Source organism: Humibacillus sp. DSM 29435, from assembly GCF_001758225.1.
In the GTDB taxonomy this organism is placed as follows: domain Bacteria; phylum Actinomycetota; class Actinomycetes; order Actinomycetales; family Dermatophilaceae; genus DSM-29435.
Map to the genome: position 1 here is coordinate 1 of NZ_MAST01000031.1, position 23,458 is coordinate 23,458.

The window sequence follows — 23,458 nt, forward strand, 5'->3', positions numbered from 1 at the left end:
TGAGGGCTGCGACGTAGACGCCGATCTCGGTACGTAGCGCTGCGAAGTAGGACAGCACGTGGTCGGCGGCTTGGGCCAGGTCGGCAGCGGTCCGCTCCCGGCAGGCACCGGTCGGCAGCGGTCCGCTCCCGGCAGGCACCGGTCGGCAGCGACCTCGATGCCGACGGCAAGGGGCTGATCATGGTGACCGGTGCCAACCAGGGCGGGAAGTCGACCCTCCTGCGCGCCATCGGGCTCGCCCAGCTCATGTTCGACGCCGGACTGTTCGTCGCAGCCGACCAGTTCCGGGCCAGCCCGTCTGCCGGGGTGTTCACGCACTACCGTCGAGACGAGGACACCAGCCTGCAACACGGGAAGTTCGACGACGAGCTCGTTCGAATGTCGCAGCTCGTCGACCGGCTGAGGCCCAACGCCGTCGTTCTGCTGGACGAGTCCTTCTCGAGCACCAACGAGATCGAGGGGTCACAGGTCGCCCGCGACATCGTCGACTCGCTTGTCACGGCGGGGATTCGGGTGTGCTACGTCACCCACCTCTACCAGCTCTCGCACGGGCTGGCAGAACAACACGACCCACGGCACCTGTTCCTGCGCGCACCACGCGACCCCGATGGGTTGCATCCCTATCGGCTCGTCCCCGCAGAACCAGAGTCGACGAGCTACGCGGTCGACCAGTTCCGGCAGGTGTTCGCCGAACCACTCACGGTCAGGGCCGACCGAAGGGGAGGTCGGGCCGGTCTACCGCGATCTCGATGAGCCGGTTGTACTTGGCCACCCGCTCACCGCGGGCTGGAGCCCCGGTCTTGAGCTGCCCGCATCCGGTGGCGACGGCGAGGTCGGCGATGAAGGTGTCGGGGGTCTCCCCGGAGCGGTGGGAGACCATCTGGGCGTAGCCGGCGCGGTGGCAGACGGCCATCGCCTCGAGGGTCTCGGTGACGGTACCGATCTGGTTGAGCTTGATCAGGGCCGCGTTCGCGATTCCGTCGGAGATCGCGTCGGCGATGATCGCCGGGTTGGTGCAGAAGTTGTCATCGCCCACGAGCTGGATCCGGTCGCCGAGGCGACCGGTCAGCTGCTGCCAGCCGTCGTGGTCGCTCTCGCCGAGACCGTCCTCGATGCTCCAGATCGGGTAGGCGTCGACCATGGCGGCGTACCGCTCGATCAGCTCGGTGCTGGACAGCGACTGGCCGGCCACGCGGTAGGTGCCGTCGTGCTGGCGGAACTCCGAGGCGGCCGGGTCCAGGGCGATGGCGACACCACTGGAGCCGGGGGTGTACCCGGCGTCTTCGATGGCGGCCACGATCATGGCCAGCACATCCTCGGGTTCGGTCAGGTCGGGGGCGAAGCCACCCTCGTCGCCGAGGCCGGTGGCGTGCCCACCGGCAACGAGCCGTTTGCGCAGCGCGGCGTAGACCTCGGCGCCCGCACGGACCGACTCGGCCATGGAGGGGGCTCCGAGGGGGCAGACCATGAACTCTTGGAAGTCGAGCGGGTTCGGGGCGTGGGCACCGCCGTTGAGCACGTTGAAACACGGCACCGGCAACCGGGCCGGCTGCCCGAACCCCGGGAGCCAGGCGTGCAACGGTTGGCCGTCGGCCGCGGCGAGCGCGCGGGCCAGGGCCATCGAGACGCCGACGATCGCGTTCGCTCCGAGGCGCGCCTTGTTCGCGGTGCCGTCGAGCGTGCGCATCGCCTCATCGGCCTGGGCCAGCGAGTCCAGCGACCGACCGACCAGATGCTCGGCGATCTCGTGGTTGACGTTGCCCACGGCGATCGTCACACCGGCCCCGCTGAACCGGGCCGGGTCGCCGTCTCGCAGCTCGACCGCCTCCCGGGTGCCGGTCGAGGCCCCCGACGGGACCCCGGCGCTGACCCGCACGCCTCCCGCCAGCTCGATCGTGACCGACAGGGTCGGGCGCGACCTCGAGTCGAGGATCTCCAGGGCAGACAAGGACGCGATCTCGAAGGACATACGGGCACCTCCAGGTAGCGGTACGTAGTTCCACAGCCCACCCTACGATCTGGCAGGCGCGGTTCGCCCTCGTTGGCCTCCGGTGATGATCCTCGGGGCAGGGATGGTGTCCTCCGACCGGAAGCGGCTATCCCGGGAGAACTGGCGACCACACGTACCGGCCGGGTGGCGGATGCTGGGATTGTGTCTCAGCCGGTTTCGGCGGAGCGGGCGAGATCGCTTCCCAGGAGCATGGTGCGGAAGTCGCGCACGATAGGCGAGCGGTCATCGGCCCGGGTGGCCAGGGTGAGCGATGAGGTCGCGTCGGCGTGCTCCAGGCGAACGTAGTGCACCCCGTCATGACGCAGCCTCGTGACGGGCTGCGGCACCAGGGCGACGCCGGTGCCGGCGGCCACGAGGGCCAATAACGTCATGTACTGATTGGCTTGTTGCTCGGCGGTGACCGCCGAGGCCCTACTGATGGCCAACCCCGAGACCTGAGCCAGCAAGACGTCGGCCCGGCGAGCCATGCCGGGCGGCAACCTGACGATGGGCTCACCGACGAGATCGTCGACGTGTACGGAAACCACCGCGGCCAAGGGGTGGGTGGCGGGTACCGCCACCATGATGGCCTCGGTTCGCAGGACGCTCACGTCCAACCCGGCGATCGGAGGCAGGTCACGCCCTAGGCCAACGTCGAGCAGGCCCGCTTGCAGGGCCTCGATCTGATCGCCCGTGGTGCACTCGATCAGGCTGATCGAGACCTTCGGTCGTTGGGCCCGATGTAACGAAAGTATCCGTGGCAACACGTCAATGGCAGCGGTGGCCACGAAGCCGAGGCGTAGCGCACCCACCTGCCCGCGCGCCGACTCCCGGGCCTGCTCGGCTGCAACGTCGAGCATCTGCAAGGCCTTCCGGGCCAAGGGGACGAACTGCGAACCCGCGGCCGTCAGCTGGACGCGCCGGCTGGTTCGATCGAACAGGGCAACTCCGAGTTCGACCTCGAGCGCCTTCACCTGCCGTGAGAGCGCTGGCTGCGAGACGAGCGACTGCTCTGAGGCACGCCCGAAGTGCAGCGTCTCGGCGACAGCGAGGGCGTAACGAATTGTTCTCAGTTCCACAGCGTCTCCTTCGATCAATGCTTTCAGGGTATCGATAATGGCATAACAAGTATTGGACAGGCATTGATTGGCCGAGGATTGTTGATCGAACAGAGAGCGAGCTCAACGAGGAGCCGGTCGTCAAGGGACGGAAGAGCCCATGAGCAGGTCAGTGAAGGAACGTCAGACCACCACCAGGCCTCAGGTCGACCGGGTGGTGATGACGGTCAGCGCCGGCATCCTGGTGGTTTTCGTGGTGGCGGCCATTGCCGTCCCGACCACCGTGTCCGAACTGGTCAACCAGGGTTTCAGTGCCAGCGTCCGGTGGTTCGGCCTGTACTGGCAGCTGCTGCTGTTGGTCACGTTCGTGGTGGCCATCGCGTTGGCGTGCACCCCCTGGGCGAAGGCGCGGTTGGGCGGTATCCCCGTTCCCGAATACAGCCGGTTCAAGTGGATCGCCATGATCATGTGCACCCTGATGGCCGGCGGTGGGGTCTTCTGGGCGGCCGCCGAGCCGATGTACCACTTCCTGACCACCCCGCCGCACTTCGAGGGGCGTTCGGAGATCGACCCGGCGACCGCGGCGTTGGCACAGAGCTTCGCCCACTGGGGCTTTCTGGCCTGGGCCATCCTGGGGTCGCTGGGCGCCATGGTCATGCTCTACGGGGTCGAGCGCGGGATGCCGCTGCGCCCTCGCACGCTGCTCTACCCCGTCATGGGTGAGCGCATCCGCACCAGCTGGATCGGCTCCGTCGTCGACATCGTCTGCATCATCGCCGTGGTCGCCGGCACCGTTGGGCCGATCGGCTTCCTGGGACTGCAGGTGGCCTACGGCCTCGACAGCCTCTTCGGTATCCCGAACGTGTACGGCGTGCAGCTGGTCGTGATCGTGGTGTTGACCGCGATCATCGTGGCCTCGGTGCTCTCCGGCCTCGACAAAGGCATTCAGATCCTCAGCCGGATCAACGTGTGGATGGCGCTCGTGCTGATGGTCCTCGTGCTGGCCGTCGGGTCAGTCGGGTTCGTCTTGCGGGCGTGGCTGTCCGGTCTCGCGACCTACGCCACCGACTTCGTCGGGATGTCGCTCTACCAGGGCGACCAGGCCTGGCTGTCTTCGTGGACCATCTTCTTCTTCGGCTGGTTCATGGGCTACGGGCCGCTCATGGCCATCTTCATCGCCCGCATCTCGCGCGGCCGCACCGCCCGCGACCTGCTCGTGTGCACCGCGGTCATTCCCCCGATCGCCACCACCTTGTGGTTCACCGTGCTGGGCGGCACCGGCATCTGGGTCGAGCAGAACACCCCGGGAGCGATCTCTGATCCGCTCGCCGACGGCGGTCTGCCCGCGGCCGTCATGGCGATCGCCTCGAACCTGCCGCTGGGCGGCCTGCTCGCCGTCGGCTTCCTGCTGCTGACGATCACCTTCGTGGCCACCACGGGTGACTCAATGGCCTACGCCGTGGCCCAGGCCTGCGTGCGAGACGACTCACCTCCCTCGTGGCTGCGGGCCATGTGGGCCGTCATCATGGGCGGCGCGGCTGCCGTGCTCATCTCCATCGGAGACGGTGGCATCACCGCCCTGCAGTCGTTCATCGTGATCACCGCCGTACCGGTCGGCTTCGTGCTGCTGCCCAGCGTGTTCGCCGCCCCGATCTACGTGCGCCGTCTCGCCCTGGAACAGCGCCGCTATCCCTCCATCAGCATCGCCCCAGCCCACAACCCGACCGAGAACACGACCGAGGACATGTCCGAGAGCATGTCAGCGAAGGAGACCTCCTCATGAGCAACCCCACGCTCGAACTGAACCACCTGATCAACGGCAAGTGGCTGACCGGTGGCGGCGAAACCGCCTCCTCCACCAACCCCGCCGACCCGAGTGAGGTCGTGGGCACCTACGCCACGGCAACGACCGACGACCTGGATGCCGCACTCACCGCCGCCAGAGATGCCCGGCCCGCCTGGGATCGCCTGGGGGTGCTGGCGCGGGGCAAGATTCTGCGCACGGCCGCCGGTCTGCTGGAGCGCCGGGCCGAGGACCTCGCGGTGCTGATGACCCGCGAGGAGGGCAAGATCCTTGCCGATGCCCGCGCTGAGATCGGTGGCACGGTCGAAACCCTCTACTACCACGCGGGCGCGGCCCGACGTCCCACGGGCGTGACCTATCCCTCCGCCAACGCGGACGAGATCGTGCGCTCGGTGCGGCGTCCGGTCGGGGTGGTCGGCGTCATCACCCCGTGGAACTTCCCGGTGCAGATCCCGGCCTGGAAGATCGCACCCGCCCTCATGTGGGGCAACACGGTGGTGTGGAAGACGGCGAGCGACACCCCGGCCGTGGCCGTGGCGCTGGCTGCGGTCTTCGCGGATGCCGGTGTGCCCGATGGCGTGCTCAACCTGCTGCTCGGCCCCGGCTCTCTCGGAGCAGAACTGGTGGCCGACCCTCGCGTCGACGCGGTCACCTTCACCGGGTCGGTGCCCGTCGGGCACCGCATCCGTGCGGCCGTGATCGGTCGCGGCGCCCGCCTACAGATGGAGCTGGGCGGGCACAACCCAGCGGTCGTGCTGCCCGACGCCGACATCCCGGCTGCTGCCGCCTTCATCACCGCAGCAGCCATGGGGAGCACGGGTCAGAAGTGCACCGCCACCAGGCGCGTGATCGCGGTGGGCTCGGCGTACGACACGTTGAAGGACGCGCTCATCGGGAAGGTCGCAGCGTTGCGCGTCGGCCCCGGGCTGGGCGACGGCGTCGAGATCGGCCCATTGGTCTCGGAACGTGCTCGCAGTGAGGTCGCCGGCGCTATCGACCAGGCCGTGCAGCAGGGCGCCACCGTGCTCGCACAGGCCCCCCTGCCGGAAGGCGCCTCGGGAGCGTACGTCGCGCCGACCCTGCTCGAGGGCGACAGCTCGCTCAGCATCGCCACTGAGGAGGTCTTCGGCCCGGTGACCCTGCTGATGCGGGCAGCCGACCTCGACGCGGCGATCGACCTGGCCAACTCCACCGAGTTCGGCCTGACCGCGTCGGTCTTCACTCGCGACGAGTCCGTGGTGCGCCGCTGTCTCGATGAGATCGACGCCGGCCTGATCAAGATCAACGGGCCCTCGACCGGCTCTGAGGTGCACGCGCCGTTCGGCGGAGTCAAGCAGTCCTCGTTCCCCGCCCCGCGGGAGCAGGGCAGCGACGCCGTGGCCGAGTTCTTCTCGGTGCTGAAGACCGCCTACGTGCGGGCCGTTCCCAGCGTGATCGGGGCAGACCGATGAGCGTCATGGCATCCGGCCTCCCTTCGGCCCTGACCACGAACCCCGTGACGGGCGTTGCGTCCCAGTCCGGCCCGCTGGAGCTGCCGACCGGAGCGGTCGCGTTGCGCCCGGCGAACCAGGTCTGCGACCCGGCCGACATGGGCACCGCCAGGGCTACCCGGCACAGCTTCTCACGCACCGTCATCAGGCACCTGGTCGCGGAGCAGTGGCAGGTGGCGCGGGAGCTGTTCGACATGGATGCGGCGGGCCGAGGTGTGGCCATCTACCGCATCGACGCGGGCGCGTACACCTGGCGACTCGTCGCGTTCTCGCAGGTGCTGGCGGAGGCCCAGCGTCAGGACCGGGTCATCGCCGCCGGCTGGGACATCACGCTGGCCCTCGTCGAGGGCGAGGTCGACGACGAACGCCTCGACCAGCTGCGCGCCAACGTGCCCCTCCAGGAGAATGGACGGGCCGACGAGGGAACCGTCATCTGGGCCCGCGGCAACCGCAGCGCCCGCTTCTTCGACGCCGTGGTGAACGCACTGGCCGCCGGTGAGCAGCCCGACCCAGACATGTTCGGGGCCTCGCCCTACGTGATGCGCAGCACGGCCTTCTACAGCAACGGCAAGTTCGGGCTGGCCGACTTCGAGCGGTTCGGGCCGGATCACCCCTTCGCGGTGCCCTACCGTCCGCACTTCCTGGCGGCCTGGCTGATGCGCGAGCTCAGCCTCGACCTCGTCGAGCACTGCGCACGGGCAGTCAACCCGGACGCCGTGGTGCTCGACCCGCAGTGGCGCCGCTACTTCGGGCTGGGCAACGCCACGGGCCTCGGCATGGTGCCCTACGTCATCAACCACCCGCAGGTGCTCGACGCCTGGGCGAACCTGCGCGAGGTGCCGCTCGCGGCGGTGCGCGGCCGGGTGGCAGAGCCGGGTGACCCAGAGGTTGCCCGGGTTCGCGAGCTGTTCGACCGCGCCGTGACCTATCTCGAGCTCGGCGGGTCGACCGACATCGAACCGTTCCCGAACTGTGCCGTCGTGGCGCAGCAGCTCACCGAGGTGCGCGATCTACTGCGCGAGTTCGTGGCTCACGGCACCGTCCGAGGGCAGCCCGTGACCCGCCCGTGGGACGTACTGCACTCCGAGGCGGAGTCCATCAGCCAGGGATGCCGGGCCGTGGTGGCCTCCATCCTCACCGAGCTGACCGGCGACCTCGACGCCACCATCGAGGCCAGCTTGTCGTGCGACGAGCGCAACTCCGTGGTGCCGTCGCAGCGCGTCGGTGAGGTGCTTGACGCGATCGAGGCGCACTACGGCTGGGTCCGACAGTTCGACTTCGTCGACCCGTCCCAGCAGGCCTACTTCTGGTTCTCGTCCGAGAACAACGAGGAGCCGCGGCGGGGCCGTCGCGGAGTCGACGCTGGCGAGCACCTCGAGCACGGTACCGATGTGGCCCGGGCGGTGAGCGCGTTGCGTTCCGACCTCGACTCGGTTGACCCTGCCACCTCGGTAGCGCGGTTCCTGATCGCCCACCCGTGGCACCGAGGCGCCATCTCGCGAGTGCAGTCGGTGCACCGGCTGGCCTACGGTGAAGTGCACACCAACCTGTTGGGCGAGCAGTTCCTGCCGCTCAACGTGCAACGCCTGCAGCTGTCGGTCTACGGCATGGAGAACTTCGTGCCGCAGTCGACCGACTGGCTGCGAGTCACGCTCTTCGTCGGGGCGCCCCGCGTTCGCGACCTCGCCGACGGAACTGCCGATGATGACTGGATCTTCGTCAGCGCCCCGGGGGCTGCGGCCGGTTTGGAGGCATCGCGATGAGGGCCGGAGTGGAGCGAAGAGGCGCGACAGAAAGCATGAGAACGGCTGACCTGCACACGGAGGCGACCGTCGTCGACGGGCTCCAGATCAACAACTGGAGCCCCGACGTGCTGCGCCAGCTTCGGAAGGGCGGCATCCACGGGGTCAACGCGACGTGCGCGGTGTGGGAGGGGCCGACCGAGACGCTGCGGCTGATCGGCGACTGGTGCCAGCTACAGGCAGCCCACCCCGACCTGCTTCGCCTCGTCACCTCGAGCGAGCAGATCCGAGAAGCCAAGGCGAGCGGCCACGTCGGCGTCCTGCTGGGTTTCCAGAACACCAGCCCGTTCGCCGACGACTACCGGATGGTGGAGGTCTTCCACCGCCTCGGCGTGCGTATCGCCCAGCTGACCTACAACAACCAGAACCTCGTCGGCGGCGCCTGCTACGAACCCGTCGACTCCGGCCTGACCCGCTTCGGAAAGGTCATCGTCGCCGAGATGAACCGGGTCGGGATGCTCGTCGACCTCTCGCACGTCGGCAATCGCACCTGTCTGGAGGCCATCGCCGCCTCGAGCGGACCGGTGGCCATCACCCACTCGAATCCGACCTGGTTCGTGGATTCCCCCCGCAACAAGCCTGACGAGGTGATCGAGGCCCTCACCGCCCGGGGTGGAGTGATCGGGGCGTGCCTGTACCCCAACGTGATCGGCGGGTCGGCCGCCACGCTCGACGGTTTCTGCACGATGGTCGCTCGACTGTGCGACCAGGTCGGCGCCGAGCATGTCGCCCTGGGCTCAGACTGCACCCAGGACTGGGGGCAGGACTACGTCGCCTACCTGCGCGACGGGCGGTGGCGGCCCACCGACTCGACGAATCCGCCGCAGTGGCCGCAGTGGCCGTCATGGTTCACCGGCCCGGCCGACTTCCCCCACGTGACCGACGGCCTCCAGGCGGTGGGCCTCAGCGATGCCGAGGTGACCGGCATCCTCGGGGGCAACTGGTTGCGCCTGTTCGACGACGTATTTCCCGGCACGAGGAGCGAATCATGACCACCACCACGACGACGACGCGGGTGAGCCTACGCGACCTCAACGAGGCCGCTTTCCGAGCCCTGGTGGCCCACGGGGCCAGTCACGGTGAAGCGCGAGCAGCCGCCCGGATGGTGCTCCAGGCCGAGCTCACCGGTGGAGGTGGTCTGTCCGCCCTGCGCGACGACCTGGCAGCCCAGCCGTGGAGCCGGACGGCCGTCGAGATCGTCGATGTGGCTGACGAATCGGACGCCCAGGGGGAAGCCGTCGAGCTGCGCTCCCAAGGAGGCAATCGACTGTTACGGGAGGCCCCCCTCGCGGTGGAGCTCGTCACCAGCGGGGGAGACGAGCGCATCGTGGAAGTTCAGTGTGCCGTGGCCGGGACGTCGCTGCTGGATGCCGCACTGCTCGAGGCGGCCCGCGTCACCAAAACGGCGGTCGCGGTCGTGATCGGGTCAGCAACAGAGCGAGACGGGGCCGGTCGCAGCGTGACGCAGCCATCGGCTCAGGTGAGATTGGCGCGTCCGGACGGCAGCCTCGGGGTAGGCACCGTCAGCCACCTGCCCTCGGGGCGGGTTGCGCCGACGGTGCAGGGCGAGGGCGTCGTGGCTCTGCGTGACGTCGAAGGGCTCGGCGAGCTCGACCTCAGCTGGACCAGCGCTGACGAGCTGGCCCAGGCGCGCGCGAAGGCAGCGGCGGTCGGCGTGACGGTCGATGCCCGTGCATGGGACAGCGTGTACGCGGCATCCCGTCGCTACCTCGTCCCCGACTGAGCCACCAACGGCGGCAGACACGATGGCAGGACCGGTCCCTCGCCAATATTCAGTAGCCAGATGCATTCGTGTTGAAGGGCCCCCGGGGGAAACGAAGCGTAAACGGGATCTTCCCGCACTCATCGAAAACGAGAATCTGATTCTTCGGATCCGAAACATGAGGAGTGACCAGTGTCATCTGTGAAGAACAACGCCGCCGATCTGGGCGGGTCCTCGGCGGCGTTCAAGCGACGCTTCATGATCAGGCTTGTCGGTGTCCTGATCGGCGGAATGTTCATCGACGGCTTCATCCTCGGGATCATCGGCACCGTGATCGTCCCCATCTCCAAAGAGCTGAACTTCACGGACCTCTGGGAGGGCTTGATCGCGGCGGCCGCCCTGATCGGCATCCTGGTTGGCTCGCCGCTCGCCGGGTGGGCCGCCGACAAGTACGGCCGCAAGCCCATGTTCCAAGCCGACATGGCGCTCTTCTGTCTGGCATCGGTCGCGCAGTTCTTCGTCGACTCGGCCTGGCAGCTGTTCGTGGTGCGGTTGCTGATGGGTGTCGCGATCGGCGCCGAGTACTCCGTCGGCTGGCCACTGATGTCCGAGTTCGCTCCGGCCCGGCTGCGGGGCCGACTGATATCGGTCTCTGAGGTCGGCTGGTACGTCGGGTTCATGGTCGCCTTCCTGGTGGGCTACATCCTGACCACCCAGACCGACGTGGGCTGGCGCACCATCCTGGGAACGAGCACCGTCATCGCGGTGATCTTGGTTGCGGCTCGGGTCGGTCTGCCCGAGTCGCCGCGCTGGCTATGGAACGTGGGCCGGCGGGAGGAGGCCATGGCCATTGCTCACAAGTACATGACGGATACCGCCGACATGAAGGACGTCGAGCATGAAGACGTCCGGGAGGGTACCTTCGGGATGCTGTTCTCCCGGCAGTACTGGCGGGCCACGCTGTTCGTCTCGGGGTGCTGGTTCGCCGCAGTCACACCGTACTTCGCGATCGCTACCTTCGCCGAGAGCGTGCTGGCGGGCTACGGCATCAGTGGCGGGCTCGCCGGTGGTCTCGGGCTCTCCGCAGTCGCTGCGGCCGGGGTCGTCGGCACGGTCTTGCTGGTCGATCGGGTTGGCCGCCGCATGATGACTGTCCCGCCGCAGTGGGTGTGCGCCGTGGCCCTCGCGGTCATCGGCCTGTGGGCGGGGGCGCCGCCGATGGTCGTGCTCTTCCTCTTCCTCGTCTTCTCCTTCTTCAACGCGAACGTCGTCGCGATGATGGGCGTGTACCCGTCGGAGATCTTTCCGACCGAGATCCGTGGTATCGGCATCGGTTTCGCCACCGCTGTCAGCCGGGTCGGAGCCGGCATCGGCACGTTCCTGCTGCCATGGTCCATGGTTCATTTCGGGTCCGGACCGACCATGCTGGTCGCCGCCGGTATCGCGGCTGTCGGTGCCGGGTTGTCGCAGTGGCTGGCGCCCGAGACGAAGGGGATGAACCTCAGCGAGTCCTCCGCCGGGTCGGTGCACGGGCGTACTTTGGTGGGACACAGCGACTGAAGTTCGCTCACCAGGGCCTGCAAACGGGGGTTCAGAACGGGGGCAGCTTCCTCGGGTCTGCTGGCTGCGGGTGGCGTTGGTCAGGAGCGGACGAGGCGCGCGATGGCGGCTGAGGCTTCTTTGACCTTGGCGTCAGCTTGGGCGCCGCCGGCTTGGATCGCGTGGGTGACGCAGTGCGCGAGGTGCTCCTCGAGCAGGGCGAGGGCGACTGCTTCGAGGGCTCGGGTGGCGGCAGAGATCTGGGTCAGCACGTCGATGCAGTAGGTGTCCTGATCGATCATCCGTTGCAGTCCTCTGATCTGGCCTTCGATGCGCCGTAGCCTCTTGAGGTGGGCTTCCTTGGTGTCGGAGTATCCGGGTGGTTGCGTGGTCATGGCGTCTTGCTCCTTCGGTCGGGGTGGCTGCAGGCCCGATGGGCAGGGCCCGCCCGTGCGGGTTGGGCGTCAGTGGCGCTCAGAGCTTCTGGGTGCGTAGGCGCAGGGCGTTGCCGATGACGCTGACGGAGGACAGCGCCATCGCGGCGGCGGAGATGATCGGAGAGAGCAGCAGGCCGAAGAACGGGTAGAGCACACCGGCGGCGATGGGGATCCCGGCGGCGTTGTACACGAACGCGAACATGAGGTTCTGGCGGATGTTGCCCATCGTCTTCTGGGACAGATGGCGGGCGTGGACGATGCCGGTCAGGTCACCACCGAGCAGCGTGACACCGGCGCTCTCCATCGCGACGTCGGTGCCCGAGCCCATCGCGAGGCCGACGTCGGCTGCGGCCAGGGCGGGGGCGTCATTGACGCCGTCACCGGCCATCGCCACGACCCGGCCTTCGCTGCGCAGCGCCTTGATGATGTCGCTCTTGTGGTCAGGCAGCACCCCGGCTTCGACCCGGTCGATGCCCAGGCGTCGGCCGACCGCCTCGGCGGTGACCTGGTTGTCACCGGTCAGCATGACGACCTCGATGCCCTCCTCGCGCAGCTGGTTCAACGCGTCGGGGGTGGTGGCTTTGACGGGGTCGGCGATGGCGATGATCCCGGCCGGTGCGCCGTCGACGCCGACGTGGATGACGGTGGCTCCGTCGGCGCGTAGCTGGTCAGCGCGCCCGTTCAAGCCCACCGTGTCGATCTGGTGGGAGCTGAGGAAGTCGGCGTTGCCGATGACGACGGTGCGGCCATTCACCGTGCCCTGGACTCCGCGACCGACGGGCGAGTCGAAGTCGGTCACGTCGGGGATGGCGATCTGCCGCGACGTGGTGGCCTCGACGATGGCTTGCGCGAGGGGGTGTTCGGAAGCGCGCTCGACCCCAGCGGCCAAGGTCAAGATCTGGGCCTGGTCGAACCCGTCCGCGGGGACGATCTCGGTGACGGTGGGCCGTCCCTCGGTCAGGGTGCCGGTCTTGTCGACCACGAGAGTGTCGACCTTCTCCATTCGCTCGAGGGCTTCGGCGTTCTTGATGAGCACGCCCATCCCGGCGCCGCGCCCGACTCCGACCATGATCGACATCGGGGTGGCCAGCCCGAGCGCGCAGGGGCAGGCAATGATGAGCACGGCGACGGCCACGATCAGGGCGTGGGCGAGCTTCGGGTCGGGCCCGACCAGCGCCCAGATGGCGAACGCGATGACTGCGACGCTGATAACGACGGGCACGAAGATGCCGGCGACGCGGTCAGCCATCCGTTGGATCGGGGCGCGGGAGCGCTGGGCGTCGGCGACCATGGCCACGATCCGCGCCAGCATGGTGTCGCGGCCGATCTTCTCGGCGACCATGACGAGGCCACCGGACTGGTTGATGGTGCCGCCGATCACGGTGTCGCCGGTGCTCTTGGTCACCGGCATCGACTCGCCCGTCACGAGCGACTCGTCCAGGGAAGAACGGCCCTCTTCGACGGTGCCGTCGACCGGGACCCGCTCACCGGGGCGGACCCGCAGGCGGTCGCCGAGCTGCACGTTCGCCAGGTCGATCTCTTCATCGCTGCCGTCATCGCCGATCCGGCGGGCCGTCTTCGGGCTGAGGTCCAGCAGGGCCCGGATCGCTCCGGACGTCTGTTCGCGGGCCCGCAGCTCCAGAACCTGCCCGAGCAGCACGAGGACCGTGATGACCGCAGCGGCCTCGAAGTAGACATCGACCGTGCCCACCGCCATGGCGTCACTCATCCCGGCGCCCGAGCCGTCGATGTTGCGGAAGGAGGCGGGGAAGATGCCCGGGGCGACGGTGGCGATGACGCTGTACGTCCACGCCACCCCGGTGCCCATCGCGATGAGGGTGAACATGTTCAGGTGCCGGGACCGGACCGAGGCCCACCCGCGAACGAAGAACGGCCACCCCGCCCAGAGCACGACCGGCGTCGCGAGCGCCAGCTGGACCCACACCGACACCGTCGACGGCACCAGCTCGCGCACCCAGGAGAAGAGGTGGCTGCCCATCTCCAGCAGGAACACGGGCAACGCAAACCCGAGCCCGACCCAGAACCGGCGGGTCATGTCGACCAGCTCGCTGCTGCGGCCGGTGTCGGCCGTGACCGTCACCGGCTCGAGCGCCATCCCACAGATCGGGCACGAACCCGGCCCTGCCTGGCGAATCTCCGGGTGCATCGGACAGGTGTACTCCGAACCCTCTGCCGGGTCAGCATCGCCCGCACCGCCGTTGCTCTCGGCCTCGTCCCCGCCTCGCCCGGCGGGGACCCCCTGGGCGGAATGACCGGCGTGATCCCCTGCTTGGTGACCTACGTAATGGTTCGGGTCTGCCTCGAACGTATCGAGGCAGCCCTGAGAGCAGAAGTGATAGCTGATGCCGTCGTGTTCGGCTCGCAGCGGGCCGTCCGGGTCCACGCTCATCCCGCACACCGGGTCGGCGACGGTCGGCTGTTCTACGGGTCGTGACGTGTCCGGGTGGGTACTCATCACATCACCATACCCCTTACCCCCAAGGGGTATGCAAGGTCATGCTTGAATCGAGGACGGCAGGACGGATCGAACGAGTGAACAGCCTTTCCCAGAGCCGGCGCGCTGCCAGCTCGCCTGGACCCGTTACCCCTCATCCACCTCCGACCCGAGAACACACCGGGATCGGCTCTACTTCGCCGCGTGACGACCCCGCCACCGAGACGTCTCAGCGGACATCGAGCTCTTGGTACATGCCGTTGGCGTAGTGGTTCTTGAGGTTGCAGACCAGCTCGTACCGGCCAGGGGAAAGCTCGAGCGTCACCCAGCCGACCGCACCGGAACCGATGCCCTCCCCTGACCCAGCAGCGCAGGAGGCGGACGCCTCGCCCAGGCTCCCCGACTCGCTGACCTTGCCATCCGCGCCGGGAACCCGCTGCCCCGCCGCGGCGGCCTGCCCCAACGGCAGCACGACGAGCTCGTGTGTGCGCCAACCCCGGTTTTCCGCGACCAGGCTGACCTTCCCCGCGGCCACAGCCCCGGGGGCTGCCCGTAGCCTCATCCGCGCCCCCATCGGAGCGTCGCCGCCCATCATCCGCGTCATGCCCATGTCTGCGAGGACCACGGTGACCGTGGCGCCAGGCATCGAGACCGGAGCAGCACAGGTCAGTGCAGGAAAGTGGTAGCCCGCAGGTCCGCCCATCATGCTGCCGAGGGTGCTTGAGTCCACGTGCCCGCCCATCAGGCTGCCCGGGCTGTTCGGGCGCGACGACGTGCAACCGGCGAGCAGTGCGCCGACCGCCAGCGCAGACACGGCAAGCACTCTCAGCCCGTGGGCATCTCTGGACACCCTGCCACTTCACCACCGCAACGCCACCGCGCACAGAGACCAACGTCCCGACACTCGACTGCCGAACTGCACTCATCTCTCGACCGACGAGGCCGGATGCCGTAGCCCTCGATATCCGCAACGAGAGCGCCGCCGGCCCGCCGCGCCGCGCGCCAACACGCCCCGCGCCCCGGTCGACCGGGGCATGCCACAGTCCGGCTTGACGTCACCTGACCTTTGTCATGCTCGGGTCAGCTGATGGATGCAGGTGCTGGCCGTCTGCCGGTAGCCGAGCGTCTCGCAGAGGCGCAGGGCTCCCGACGGGTTGGCGGCGTCAACGCCCAGCCCGGCGGCATCCAGCCCCCCGACCGAGAAGCGTCGCATCGAGGCGAGCAGCAGCGCCGTCGCGACCCCCCGACCGCGGTGGCTGCGCAGCACCGCGAGAACGTCGGTATAGCCCTCGGTGTACCCCTGAGGGGCCCAGTCCTGCTCCCACGCAACGTTCAACGCGGCCCCGACCACCTCGTCGGTCAGCTCGTCGACCGCGATCACCGACCAGGTCGGACGGAACGCGTGCGAGGCAAGCTGCTCCTGCCACATCTCGGCGGTCGAGTCGGTGTGCCCCCAGTGGTCACGGAACGCCGCGTTGACCACCGCGTGCACCTCGGCGGACCGCTCGGGGTGCCAGTCGAGCAGGCGGACGCCGTCGACCGTGGGCTCGTGGGCCGCGGCGGTCAGAGGCTGCGACATCTCGAAGAAGTAGCGTTCGGTCGCGAGCCCGTGTCGAACCGCAAGATCGCGTACGTCAGTCTGGGCGGTCGGCGCGCCAAGGCGCATGACAAGCGGACCGTAGCCGGGCTGCCTTGTGGTCCGGTCCCATTCGTGGCCGTGGGCCAGCTCCCAGCGCAGCACGGCCTGACCGACGCCTGCGCCGCGTCGACTCGGGTGCACGGCGCCCCCGAGGTAGACGCCTCGCTTCTGCGTGACCGCCCGGTTGCACCCCGCCCAGGCCGTCGCCACGATGTCTCCGCTCGCGTCGCACCCCGCCAACGTGTCGTGCTCGGGCACGGAGCGAGGGGAGTCCCAGAACTCTTCGAGACTTGCTAACGAGGTGCGTTCCGGGTTCTCGTCGTGGGTCTCGCAGGCCTGATAGAACGCGGCGATCACGGGCAGGTCGTTACGCGCGAAGGGACGCCACCGGATGCCGGGCAGAGCGTCGAGAGCGGCACGCGCCTCGCTCTCGGTCAGGAAGTTCGTCACGCGCCCATCCTGAGGGGCGCCCACCGCCGCGAGCAAACACCTTTGGCCTTGCCGTAGTAGAGCTCGAGGATGCCGGTCGGGTGCACGAGCAGCAGCTCGACCTGGGCGGCGCACCTCACCGGGGTCCTTGCGCCCCAGCACCGTCGGCCCGGCGAGATGAGGCAGGAGGTTGCCCGTCTCTGCTCTCCCCGGTCAGGTAGGTAGGGTCAGGCGACGGATGTTGGTCCAGCCCGTCCAGCCGCGCTCTTCGAGCAGCTCGAGCAGACGAGTGGCCCACGGGAAGGTCTCGCAGAACGCCGAGTCCAGCAGATGGGCCAGCGCGTCGCTGACCTGGTAGTCCTCCGGCACCCCGGTCTCGAGCTCATGAGCCACGGCGGCGGCGGCTTCGATGAAGACGACGACCCTATCGGCCAGCTCGGGAAGCCGGGGGTCGTCGTGGGTGCAGTCGGCCATCGACTCGATGTCGAGGTAGAGCCGTCGCAGCGGTTCGTGCTCGATCTGGGCGTGCTTGATGGCCATGAACGTGCCCACCTCGTCAGGGATCTGAGCCGCGATGAGGATCCAGCTGTCTCTCTCGATATCGACCAGCCGCTCCCCGAAGCCGAGCTCTCGCATCCGGTCGAGGTAGGCCACCGCCTCGGGGGGCAGGGCCAGGCTCTCGCCCGACGCGAGCCGGGCGATCCGCTCACGATGCTGCTGGCGTTCGCGGATCTCAGCGCGCAGGCGTAGGTCGATGTCCCTGACCGCCTGCGCGAACTCGGGGTCAGCGGCCGACAACAGCTCGCGCACCCGCGACAGCGGCACGCCTGCGTCGGCGAGGATGCGGATCCGGACGAGCTCGACCACGGCCGCCGCACCATAGCGCCGGTAGCCCGACTGGTCGCGTTCGGGCTCGGGCAGCAGACCCTTGGCGTGGTAGTGGCGCACCGCTCGCACCGTCACCCCGGCATACGCCGCGAGCTGGCTGATGGTCAGCATGGTCCAGTCTCCCGCTCGAGGTCACGTGGCGGTCAGCCGACCTTCCTACGGTAGGTGCGCATCGCGAGCGCATAGGCCACGAGCAGCAGGCCCAGGCACCAGCCGAGGGCGATCCAGCCGTCGTGGCCGACGGGCTGCACGGCGTAGAGGTTGCGAATGGTGTTCACGATGGGGGTCACGGGCTGGTGTTCGGCGAACCACCGCACCGGTGTCGGCATGCCGGAGGTGGGCACGAAGGCCGAGCTGATGAACGGCAGGAAGATCAACGGGTAGGAGAAGCCGCTCACCCCGTCTACCGACTTCGCGGTCAGCCCAGGGATCACGGCCAGCCAGGTCAGCGCCAACGTGAACAGCACCATGATCCCGACCACGGCAAGCCACGCGAGCGGGCCTGCGCTGGAACGAAACCCCATGGCCACCGCGACCAGCACGACGAGCACGAGAGAGGTGAGGTTGGCCACCACCGAGGTGAGCACATGGCTCCACAGCACGGACGACCGGGTGATCGGCATCGACTGGAAGCGTTCGAAGATGCCGCTCGAGACGTCGGTGAAGAGGCGGAAAGCGGTGTAGGCGATGCCGGAGGCCACCGTGATGAGCAGGATGCCGGGTAGTAGGTAGTCGACGTAGCGGGCGCCGCCGACGTCGATGGCACCGCCGAAGACGTAGACGAACAGCAACAGCATGGCGATCGGCGTGACCGCGGTGGTGATGATCGTGTCGGGGCTGCGCAGGATGTGGCGCAGGGAGCGCTTCAGCAGCACGGTGGTGTCGTGGACGACGTAGGTGGTCACGGGTGGCTCCTTACTTGACGGTGCTGTCGGAGCCGACGATCGCGAGGAAGATCTCTTCGAGGGTCGGCTGCTTCGGGACGTACTCGACCACGGTCGGCGGGAGCAGCTTCCGCAGCTCGGCAAGGGTGCCGTCGGCAATGATCCGGCCCTCGTGGAGCACGGCGATCCGGTCGGCGAGGTGCTCGGCCTCGTCAAGATGCTGCGTGGTGAGCAGCACGGTGGTGCCCTGTCCGGCGAGCCGTTGCACGGTCTGCCAGACCTCGGTCCGCGACTGTGGGTCGAGCCCGGTCGTCGGCTCGTCGAGGAAGAGCACGGGCGGGTTGCCGATCAGGCTCATCGCGATGTCGAGTCGGCGTCGCATGCCGCCGGAGTAGGTCGCCGCCCTCCGGTCGGCCGCGTCGGTCAGCGTGAACCGCGCGAGCAGCTCCTCGGCGATCCGGCCTGGCCCCCGGAGGCGTCGCAGCTGGGCGACGAGCACCAGGTTCTCTCGCCCGGTGAGGATCTCGTCGACAGCCGCGAACTGTCCGGTGAGGCTGATCGATTCGCGAACCTTCTCGGCCTGGGTGGCGACGTCGTACCCATTGACGGCGGCGGCGCCGGCGTCGGCCGGCAGCAACGTGGAGAGGATTCTGACCAAAGTGGTCTTGCCTGCGCCGTTGGAGCCGAGGAGGGCGACGATCGTGCCTGCTGCGACGATCAGGTCGACACCCCTCAGCACCGTCTGGGCACCGTAGGACTTCGCGAGTCCGACGATCTCGATGGCTGGCTTCTTGGTCATGGCACAAGGCTGCCGCCCTGACCCAGCGTCAAGGTCAAGCCGTCGTCGCGCTGCGGCCGTCTCGCGATCAGAGACCAAGTCTCTCTCACGAACCACCGGTGGGCGCGGCGCACAATGAACCGTGATTCTTCCCCAGCGCCCGGATCCCCGCCTCGTGACGATCCGCCGCGGCGGGACCCTCACCGATGCCGACCACCACCTCCTGGCCCTGTGGGCGGCATCCTGCGCAGAGCACGTTCTGCACCTCTTCGACTCGGCGCAGCCCGCGGACCCTCGACCGCGCGAGGCCATCGACCATGCCCGCACGTGGGCGTCTGGCCAGGTGGGCATGATGCGGGCCCGGGCGGCCGGCGGCCATGCCATGGGCGCAGCCAGGGCCCTGAGCGGCGCCCCACGGTGGGCCGCCTTCTCTGCCGGTCAGGCCGCGTGCGTGGGCCACGTCGCCGCCCACGATCTCGGCGCGGCCGCCTATGCCATCAAGGCTGCTCGCGCCGCGGCCCCGCACGGTGAGGCCGGGGCCGCGGGCAGACTCGAATGCCACTGGCAGCGTGAGCAGCTCCCGGCGGTGATTCGTGAGCTCGTGCTCGACGACCAGCGACTGCGCAACGACATCTGCTGGTCGGTGTTCGACGGCTGAGCCACATCAGCCGCCTCGGGTGGGCGTCAGGTCAGAGCAACCCGAGGGCCCGGCGCATGGTGGTGTTGAGGTCGGTCTGGTTGGTGACACCGAGCACGTTCGCGGCCTGGGGGCCACCGGCTGCGATCCGCACCTCGGTGCCGGTGTGCTGCTGCGACCCGGGAAGCGGCGTGGTGGCGTAGCTGATGGTCATCGGTGCCCCGTCGTGGGTGGTCAGGGTGGCGGTCACCCCGGTCGTTGTCGTACCGGCCTCGACGATCTGGCTGGTGTGGCCGTGGTCGGCGGTGACGACCACGAGCGTGTCGGGGTGGCGCCGCTGGTAGGTGAGGGCCGCCTTGACCGCCTTGTCGAACTCGACCGTCTCACCGATCTGGCCGCAGGGGTTCGCGGCGTGGTCCTGCTTGTCGATCGACGCGCCCTCGATCTGCAGGAAGAAGCCCTTTCGCTGGCCTCGGCTCTGCCGGTCGAGTGCCGAGATCGCGGTGGACGCCATGTCGGCCAGGTGCGGCTGGGTCTCGCTGCGGGCCGTGTTGACGGCGCACTCCTGGGCGGGGGTGTTGGCCGCCGTCGGCGTGGGCCCGACCCACTCGAGGTCCATGTTGCCCGTCGCGAACGTGCCGAGGATCGGCCTCCGGTCGTCCGCTGCCGACAGCTGCTCGGCGTTGCGCACGACCTGGTACCCGCCCACCTGGGCCTGCTGGGCGACGGTGAGCCCGGCAAACCGGCCGGCCTTGACGGTCTGGTCGAAGTACGTCGAGCCGCCGCCGAGCATGAGGTCGGCGTGGGTCTGAACGAGCTGCTCGGCGATGGAGCCGGCGCCGCCGTTGACGAGGTCGTTGGTGGGGCACGCCGCCATCGAGCTCGGGCCCTTGCAGTCACGGCTCACGACGTGCGCTCCGAGCACAGCCGGAGTGGCGTCCTGCAGCTCGGCCGTGGTGACGTTGCCGGTTCGGTAGCCCGCCGCCTTGGCTCGTTCGAGCACGGTGGGCACGGGCTTGCCGTAGGCGTTGACCGAGATCGCGCCGTTGTAGGTCTTGGTGCCCGTCGCCCAACCGGTGCCGGATGCCGCTGAGTCAGTCACGTAGTCGGGCTTCTTCGGATCGCCCTGCGTCACGGCGTACGTGGTGTACGCGCCCGTGAGGGGCAGCTTGTCCATGGCGAGGCGACCGGCGGCGCCGACCTGGTAGTTGCGCGCGATGGTGATCTCACTGTCGCCCATGCCGTCGCCGATGAGCAGGATGACGCTCCGGGCCTGGCCACCGGTGATGGCCTTTCGTGCTGCCGGGGTGTTGTCGGTAGAGGTGCTGCCCGCGATGACGGGCACGGCCACGATCGTGGCTGCGGCCAGGGCCGTGGCCGGCAAGAGGGTCAGGAGCCGGCGCCGGCGCCGAGTGGAACGAGACATGCTTCCTCCGAGACTGAGAGTGGCGACCCACGGACCGCGGGCCACGCGTCAGTCCAGCTCTCTCGTTCGGCCGGGGAACCCTGCTACGGCATCCGTCCCGTGAACACTTCACCAACACCAACACCGCCGCCAACACCGGCGCCGCCGCACCAGAAGGTGGCTGGCTTCCTGGTGTTGGCCTTTCTTTTCTGTGCCGAGGGTGGCTGCCCCGAACCGGCCGGCCTCTCAGCTCTCGGGAAGGTCGGCGAAGGTATTCTTGGCGGCGGAGTACCAGTCCAATGCCCGCTTGGGATGCTTCCAGCGGCCCCGCATCTGCTGGTTGGCCGGCTCGTGCGCGGCGTCCCCCTCCTTGACGGCAGCCTTGAGGTGTCGGTCCTGCGCCTTGATGACCGCATCGGCCGTCTCGGCCCGCAGCTCGAGGTCGCACGGTCCACCCAGCTGTCGGCACGTCATGGTCTTCATCGCTTCGGGTCCTCCTGGTCAGTGGTGAACGGCCCTGTCTTCGAGGCCCTCATTCGCCTGACGCTCCGGGAACGGCAGATGTGACCGGCCGAGGCCGCGGCATGGGTGGGGCAGGGTCGAGCAGGGTCACTGACCTCAGCGCACGGCCTGCCGGTTCGTGATCACCCCAGTGCTGAACGCCGGATCGTAGGAACCAGGGTCGAGCACGTCGGCGCTGGCCGTGAGCCGCACGCCACCATTCACGAACGGCCGGTTGGGTGCCACCGTGAACGTGTACTCGTGGAACACGCCGTCACACTGCCACTCGTCCAGGTCAGCTCGACCGGCGATGCGCCCACCGTTCTGGTCGACCGTGACGGCGAAGTCGTCGGCGAACCACGGCGTTCGGCACTTGATCGAGGCTCGCACCACGGCGTTGCCCTTGGAGTTCAGCCGAACTGGGCCCGTCGCGACCTTCACGACCACCTGCGGACGCAGAAAGACGCTGGCGGTCGAGCTCGTCGGCGGCAAGGGTGACCCCGTCTCTGGGTCGACCACCGTCAGCTGGGCCCGCACGGTTACCGACCCGGGCACGAAGTTCAGCTCGTCGTTGCTCACCACGACGGGCACCACCCGGCGGGCACCGTCGCAGACGATTCCCGATTCGACCACTCCGGTCCCGGTGACTTCGCCCTGCGTCACGGCAACGGCCAGTCGCTGGAGGACGTCTCCGTCGAAGCAACGAACCGCGACAGAGACCCTCGCCTCGCCGAAGAGCAGGGGATCTCCGACGTCTTTGACGGTGACCTGAGGAGGTGTTCTCGTCGTCGCCGTGGCTGCTTGCGCCGGACTCACCAGTGCGCCCGCCGTGATGGAACCAAGAGCTAGCGCGCCCACGATGATCCGTTCGAGCACCTTCATCATCAGACCTCACTTCGCCGTCGATGTTGTTGTGAGAGATCGCGCGTTCGGCGCAGGCTTGGCAGCCCGTCACTGACCCCAGGGGAGGGCCTGCCGGTTCGTTTCTACTGCGGCGGCGAACGCCGGATCGTAGGAACCTGGGTCCAGCACGAACATGCTGGTGCTCACACGGATGCCACCACGCACGAATGGCTTGGTGGGCACTACGGTGAACCGGTACTCGTGAAAGGCGTTGTCACACGGTGGCTCCTCGATGTACGACGACCTACCGATGATGCGCCCCCCGTTCTGGGTGAGCGTGACGCCGAAGCTCGTGCCGATCCACGGTGTTCGGCACATGACCGAGGCTCGCACCACGGCGTTGCCGTTGGCGTTCAGTCGCACGGGCCCCGTCGCTACCCTGACCACCACCTGCGGACGCAGAAAGACCGTGGCGGTCGAGCTCACCGGGGGCAAGGGGGAACCCGTCTTCGGGTCCAGAACCGTCAGCCGGGCTGTCACCACGGCCGGGCCAGGGTCGAAGTCCGGCCCATCGGTCGACACCCATACCGGGATCGTCCGTCGAACGCCGTCGCAGACGACTCCCGAGTCGACGACCCGGTTGCCGATCACCTCGCCCTGGGTCATCTCGACGGCCAGCTGCTGGAGGTCGGCCCGGTCGAAGCAGCGAACGGCGACGGAAACCAGCGCCTCGCCGTACAGCCCGGGGTCACCGACGTCTTTGACCTTGACCTGGGGCGGCGTCGTCGCGGTGGCCGTCACTGCCTCGGCAGGCCCCATCTGGGTGCCGATCATCACGCAACCCAGCGTCAACGCCCCCACCAGCGTGCGTCGGAACCTACCCATGACCAGACCTTCTCTCAGTCAGTCAACCGTTGGTCGATCGTTGAGCCGCCACGCGAGGGTCATGACTACTGAGGCGGGCCCGCGTTCAGTGTGGTCCTCCTCGAGCCGGAGTGATGACGATTTGACGAAACCGGTGGCCGATCTCGAGTCGACGCGAGAACGCCCCTGCCCGACCATGAGCGGTCGGGCAGGGGCGTCGATACGCGGATCAGTCAGCTGGTGCTCAGGGCATCAGGACGGAGTCGATGATGTAGACCGTGGCGTTGGCGGT

22 protein-coding genes are annotated in these 23,458 nt (G+C 68.4%); 8 read left to right on the plus strand and 14 right to left on the minus strand.

Annotated features, from left to right (window positions below; translation table 11 throughout):
- Positions 1-180: 180 nt before the first annotated feature.
- Positions 181-753: a hypothetical protein gene (locus tag BA895_RS16015; protein ID WP_070192895.1), complete on the plus strand. Its 573-nt coding sequence runs from the start codon at positions 181-183 to the stop codon at positions 751-753.
- Here BA895_RS16015 and eno read toward each other — a convergent pair.
- Together eno and BA895_RS16025 are read right to left on the minus strand one after the other, a co-directional pair.
- Positions 704-1,969 carry a phosphopyruvate hydratase gene (eno, locus tag BA895_RS16020; RefSeq protein ID WP_070192896.1) on the minus strand — a complete coding sequence of 422 codons (1,266 nt, stop codon included), beginning with the start codon at positions 1,967-1,969 and terminating at the stop codon, positions 704-706. The genes BA895_RS16015 and eno overlap by 50 nt on opposite strands.
- A gap of 188 nt (positions 1,970-2,157) precedes the next feature.
- On the minus strand, positions 2,158-3,069 hold the full coding sequence (locus tag BA895_RS16025; RefSeq protein WP_070192897.1) for a LysR family transcriptional regulator: 912 nt from the start codon (positions 3,067-3,069) through the stop codon (positions 2,158-2,160).
- A 139-nt stretch (positions 3,070-3,208) separates the two neighbouring features.
- Here BA895_RS16025 and BA895_RS16030 point away from each other — a divergent pair, with 139 nt between their 5' ends.
- The 6 genes from BA895_RS16030 (at position 3,209) to BA895_RS16055 (ending at position 11,427) form a co-directional block, all read left to right on the plus strand.
- Positions 3,209-4,831: a BCCT family transporter gene (locus BA895_RS16030; RefSeq protein ID WP_083283446.1), complete on the plus strand. Its 1,623-nt coding sequence runs from the start codon at positions 3,209-3,211 to the stop codon at positions 4,829-4,831.
- Positions 4,828-6,303 (plus strand): aldehyde dehydrogenase family protein, encoded by a 1,476-nt coding sequence (locus BA895_RS16035; protein WP_070192899.1) that lies wholly within the window; start codon positions 4,828-4,830, stop codon positions 6,301-6,303. The genes BA895_RS16030 and BA895_RS16035 overlap by 4 nt, the downstream gene beginning before the upstream one ends.
- Positions 6,300-8,105 (plus strand): hypothetical protein, encoded by a 1,806-nt coding sequence (locus tag BA895_RS16040; protein WP_254666509.1) that lies wholly within the window; start codon positions 6,300-6,302, stop codon positions 8,103-8,105. Before BA895_RS16035 ends, BA895_RS16040 begins: the two co-directional genes overlap by 4 nt.
- Before the next feature lie 35 nt (positions 8,106-8,140).
- The gene (locus BA895_RS16045; protein ID WP_070192900.1) at positions 8,141-9,136 is read left to right on the plus strand and encodes a membrane dipeptidase; all 996 of its coding nucleotides are present in this window, start codon (positions 8,141-8,143) and stop codon (positions 9,134-9,136) included.
- Positions 9,133-9,888 carry a hypothetical protein gene (locus tag BA895_RS16050; RefSeq protein WP_070192901.1) on the plus strand — a complete coding sequence of 252 codons (756 nt, stop codon included), beginning with the start codon at positions 9,133-9,135 and terminating at the stop codon, positions 9,886-9,888. The genes BA895_RS16045 and BA895_RS16050 overlap by 4 nt, the downstream gene beginning before the upstream one ends.
- 171 nt (positions 9,889-10,059) lie before the next feature.
- On the plus strand, positions 10,060-11,427 hold the full coding sequence (locus BA895_RS16055; RefSeq protein ID WP_070192902.1) for an MFS transporter: 1,368 nt from the start codon (positions 10,060-10,062) through the stop codon (positions 11,425-11,427).
- Positions 11,428-11,507: 80 nt separating this feature from the next.
- Here BA895_RS16055 and BA895_RS16060 read toward each other — a convergent pair whose 3' ends face one another.
- The 8 genes from BA895_RS16060 to BA895_RS16090 all read right to left on the minus strand — a co-directional run bounded on the left by BA895_RS16060 (position 11,508) and on the right by BA895_RS16090 (position 18,937).
- Complete coding sequence (locus BA895_RS16060) at positions 11,508-11,801, minus strand: metal-sensitive transcriptional regulator (RefSeq protein WP_070192903.1); 294 nt, start codon at positions 11,799-11,801, stop codon at positions 11,508-11,510.
- A 79-nt stretch (positions 11,802-11,880) separates the two neighbouring features.
- Entirely contained in the window at positions 11,881-14,319 is a 2,439-nt protein-coding gene (locus tag BA895_RS16065) for a heavy metal translocating P-type ATPase (protein ID WP_083283447.1), read from the minus strand.
- A gap of 208 nt (positions 14,320-14,527) precedes the next feature.
- Positions 14,528-15,112 (minus strand): sulfocyanin-like copper-binding protein, encoded by a 585-nt coding sequence (locus BA895_RS16070; RefSeq protein WP_175442353.1) that lies wholly within the window; start codon positions 15,110-15,112, stop codon positions 14,528-14,530.
- Positions 15,113-15,367: 255 nt separating this feature from the next.
- Complete coding sequence (locus tag BA895_RS16075) at positions 15,368-16,387, minus strand: GNAT family N-acetyltransferase (RefSeq protein ID WP_070192905.1); 1,020 nt, start codon at positions 16,385-16,387, stop codon at positions 15,368-15,370.
- Positions 16,384-16,506 (minus strand): FABP family protein, encoded by a 123-nt coding sequence (locus BA895_RS24230; protein WP_217493929.1) that lies wholly within the window; start codon positions 16,504-16,506, stop codon positions 16,384-16,386. Before BA895_RS24230 ends, BA895_RS16075 begins: the two co-directional genes overlap by 4 nt.
- A 73-nt stretch (positions 16,507-16,579) precedes the next feature.
- Positions 16,580-17,365, minus strand: a complete 786-nt coding sequence (locus BA895_RS16080) for a MerR family transcriptional regulator (RefSeq protein ID WP_070192906.1) — start codon at positions 17,363-17,365, stop codon at positions 16,580-16,582.
- A 32-nt stretch (positions 17,366-17,397) separates the two neighbouring features.
- Positions 17,398-18,159, minus strand: coding sequence for an ABC transporter permease (locus BA895_RS16085; protein ID WP_070192907.1), 762 nt, complete (start codon positions 18,157-18,159; stop codon positions 17,398-17,400).
- 10 nt (positions 18,160-18,169) lie between these two features.
- Complete coding sequence (locus BA895_RS16090; RefSeq protein ID WP_070192908.1) at positions 18,170-18,937, minus strand: ABC transporter ATP-binding protein; 768 nt, start codon at positions 18,935-18,937, stop codon at positions 18,170-18,172.
- 121 nt (positions 18,938-19,058) lie between these two features.
- Between BA895_RS16090 and BA895_RS16095 the strand changes: the two genes are divergently transcribed.
- Positions 19,059-19,574 (plus strand): putative immunity protein, encoded by a 516-nt coding sequence (locus BA895_RS16095; RefSeq protein ID WP_070192909.1) that lies wholly within the window; start codon positions 19,059-19,061, stop codon positions 19,572-19,574.
- Between the two features lie 31 nt (positions 19,575-19,605).
- Here the strand turns inward: BA895_RS16095 and phoA are convergent, their stop codons facing one another.
- The 4 genes from phoA to BA895_RS16115 form a co-directional block, all read right to left on the minus strand.
- The gene (gene phoA, locus BA895_RS16100; RefSeq protein WP_070192910.1) at positions 19,606-20,979 is read right to left on the minus strand and encodes an alkaline phosphatase; all 1,374 of its coding nucleotides are present in this window, start codon (positions 20,977-20,979) and stop codon (positions 19,606-19,608) included.
- Between the two features lie 225 nt (positions 20,980-21,204).
- Positions 21,205-21,441, minus strand: coding sequence for a DUF1059 domain-containing protein (locus tag BA895_RS16105; RefSeq protein WP_070192911.1), 237 nt, complete (start codon positions 21,439-21,441; stop codon positions 21,205-21,207).
- A 135-nt stretch (positions 21,442-21,576) separates the two neighbouring features.
- Positions 21,577-22,341, minus strand: a complete 765-nt coding sequence (locus BA895_RS16110) for a hypothetical protein (protein WP_139142719.1) — start codon at positions 22,339-22,341, stop codon at positions 21,577-21,579.
- A 69-nt stretch (positions 22,342-22,410) separates the two neighbouring features.
- The gene (locus BA895_RS16115; protein WP_139142720.1) at positions 22,411-23,187 is read right to left on the minus strand and encodes a hypothetical protein; all 777 of its coding nucleotides are present in this window, start codon (positions 23,185-23,187) and stop codon (positions 22,411-22,413) included.
- Positions 23,188-23,458 lie beyond the last annotated feature (271 nt).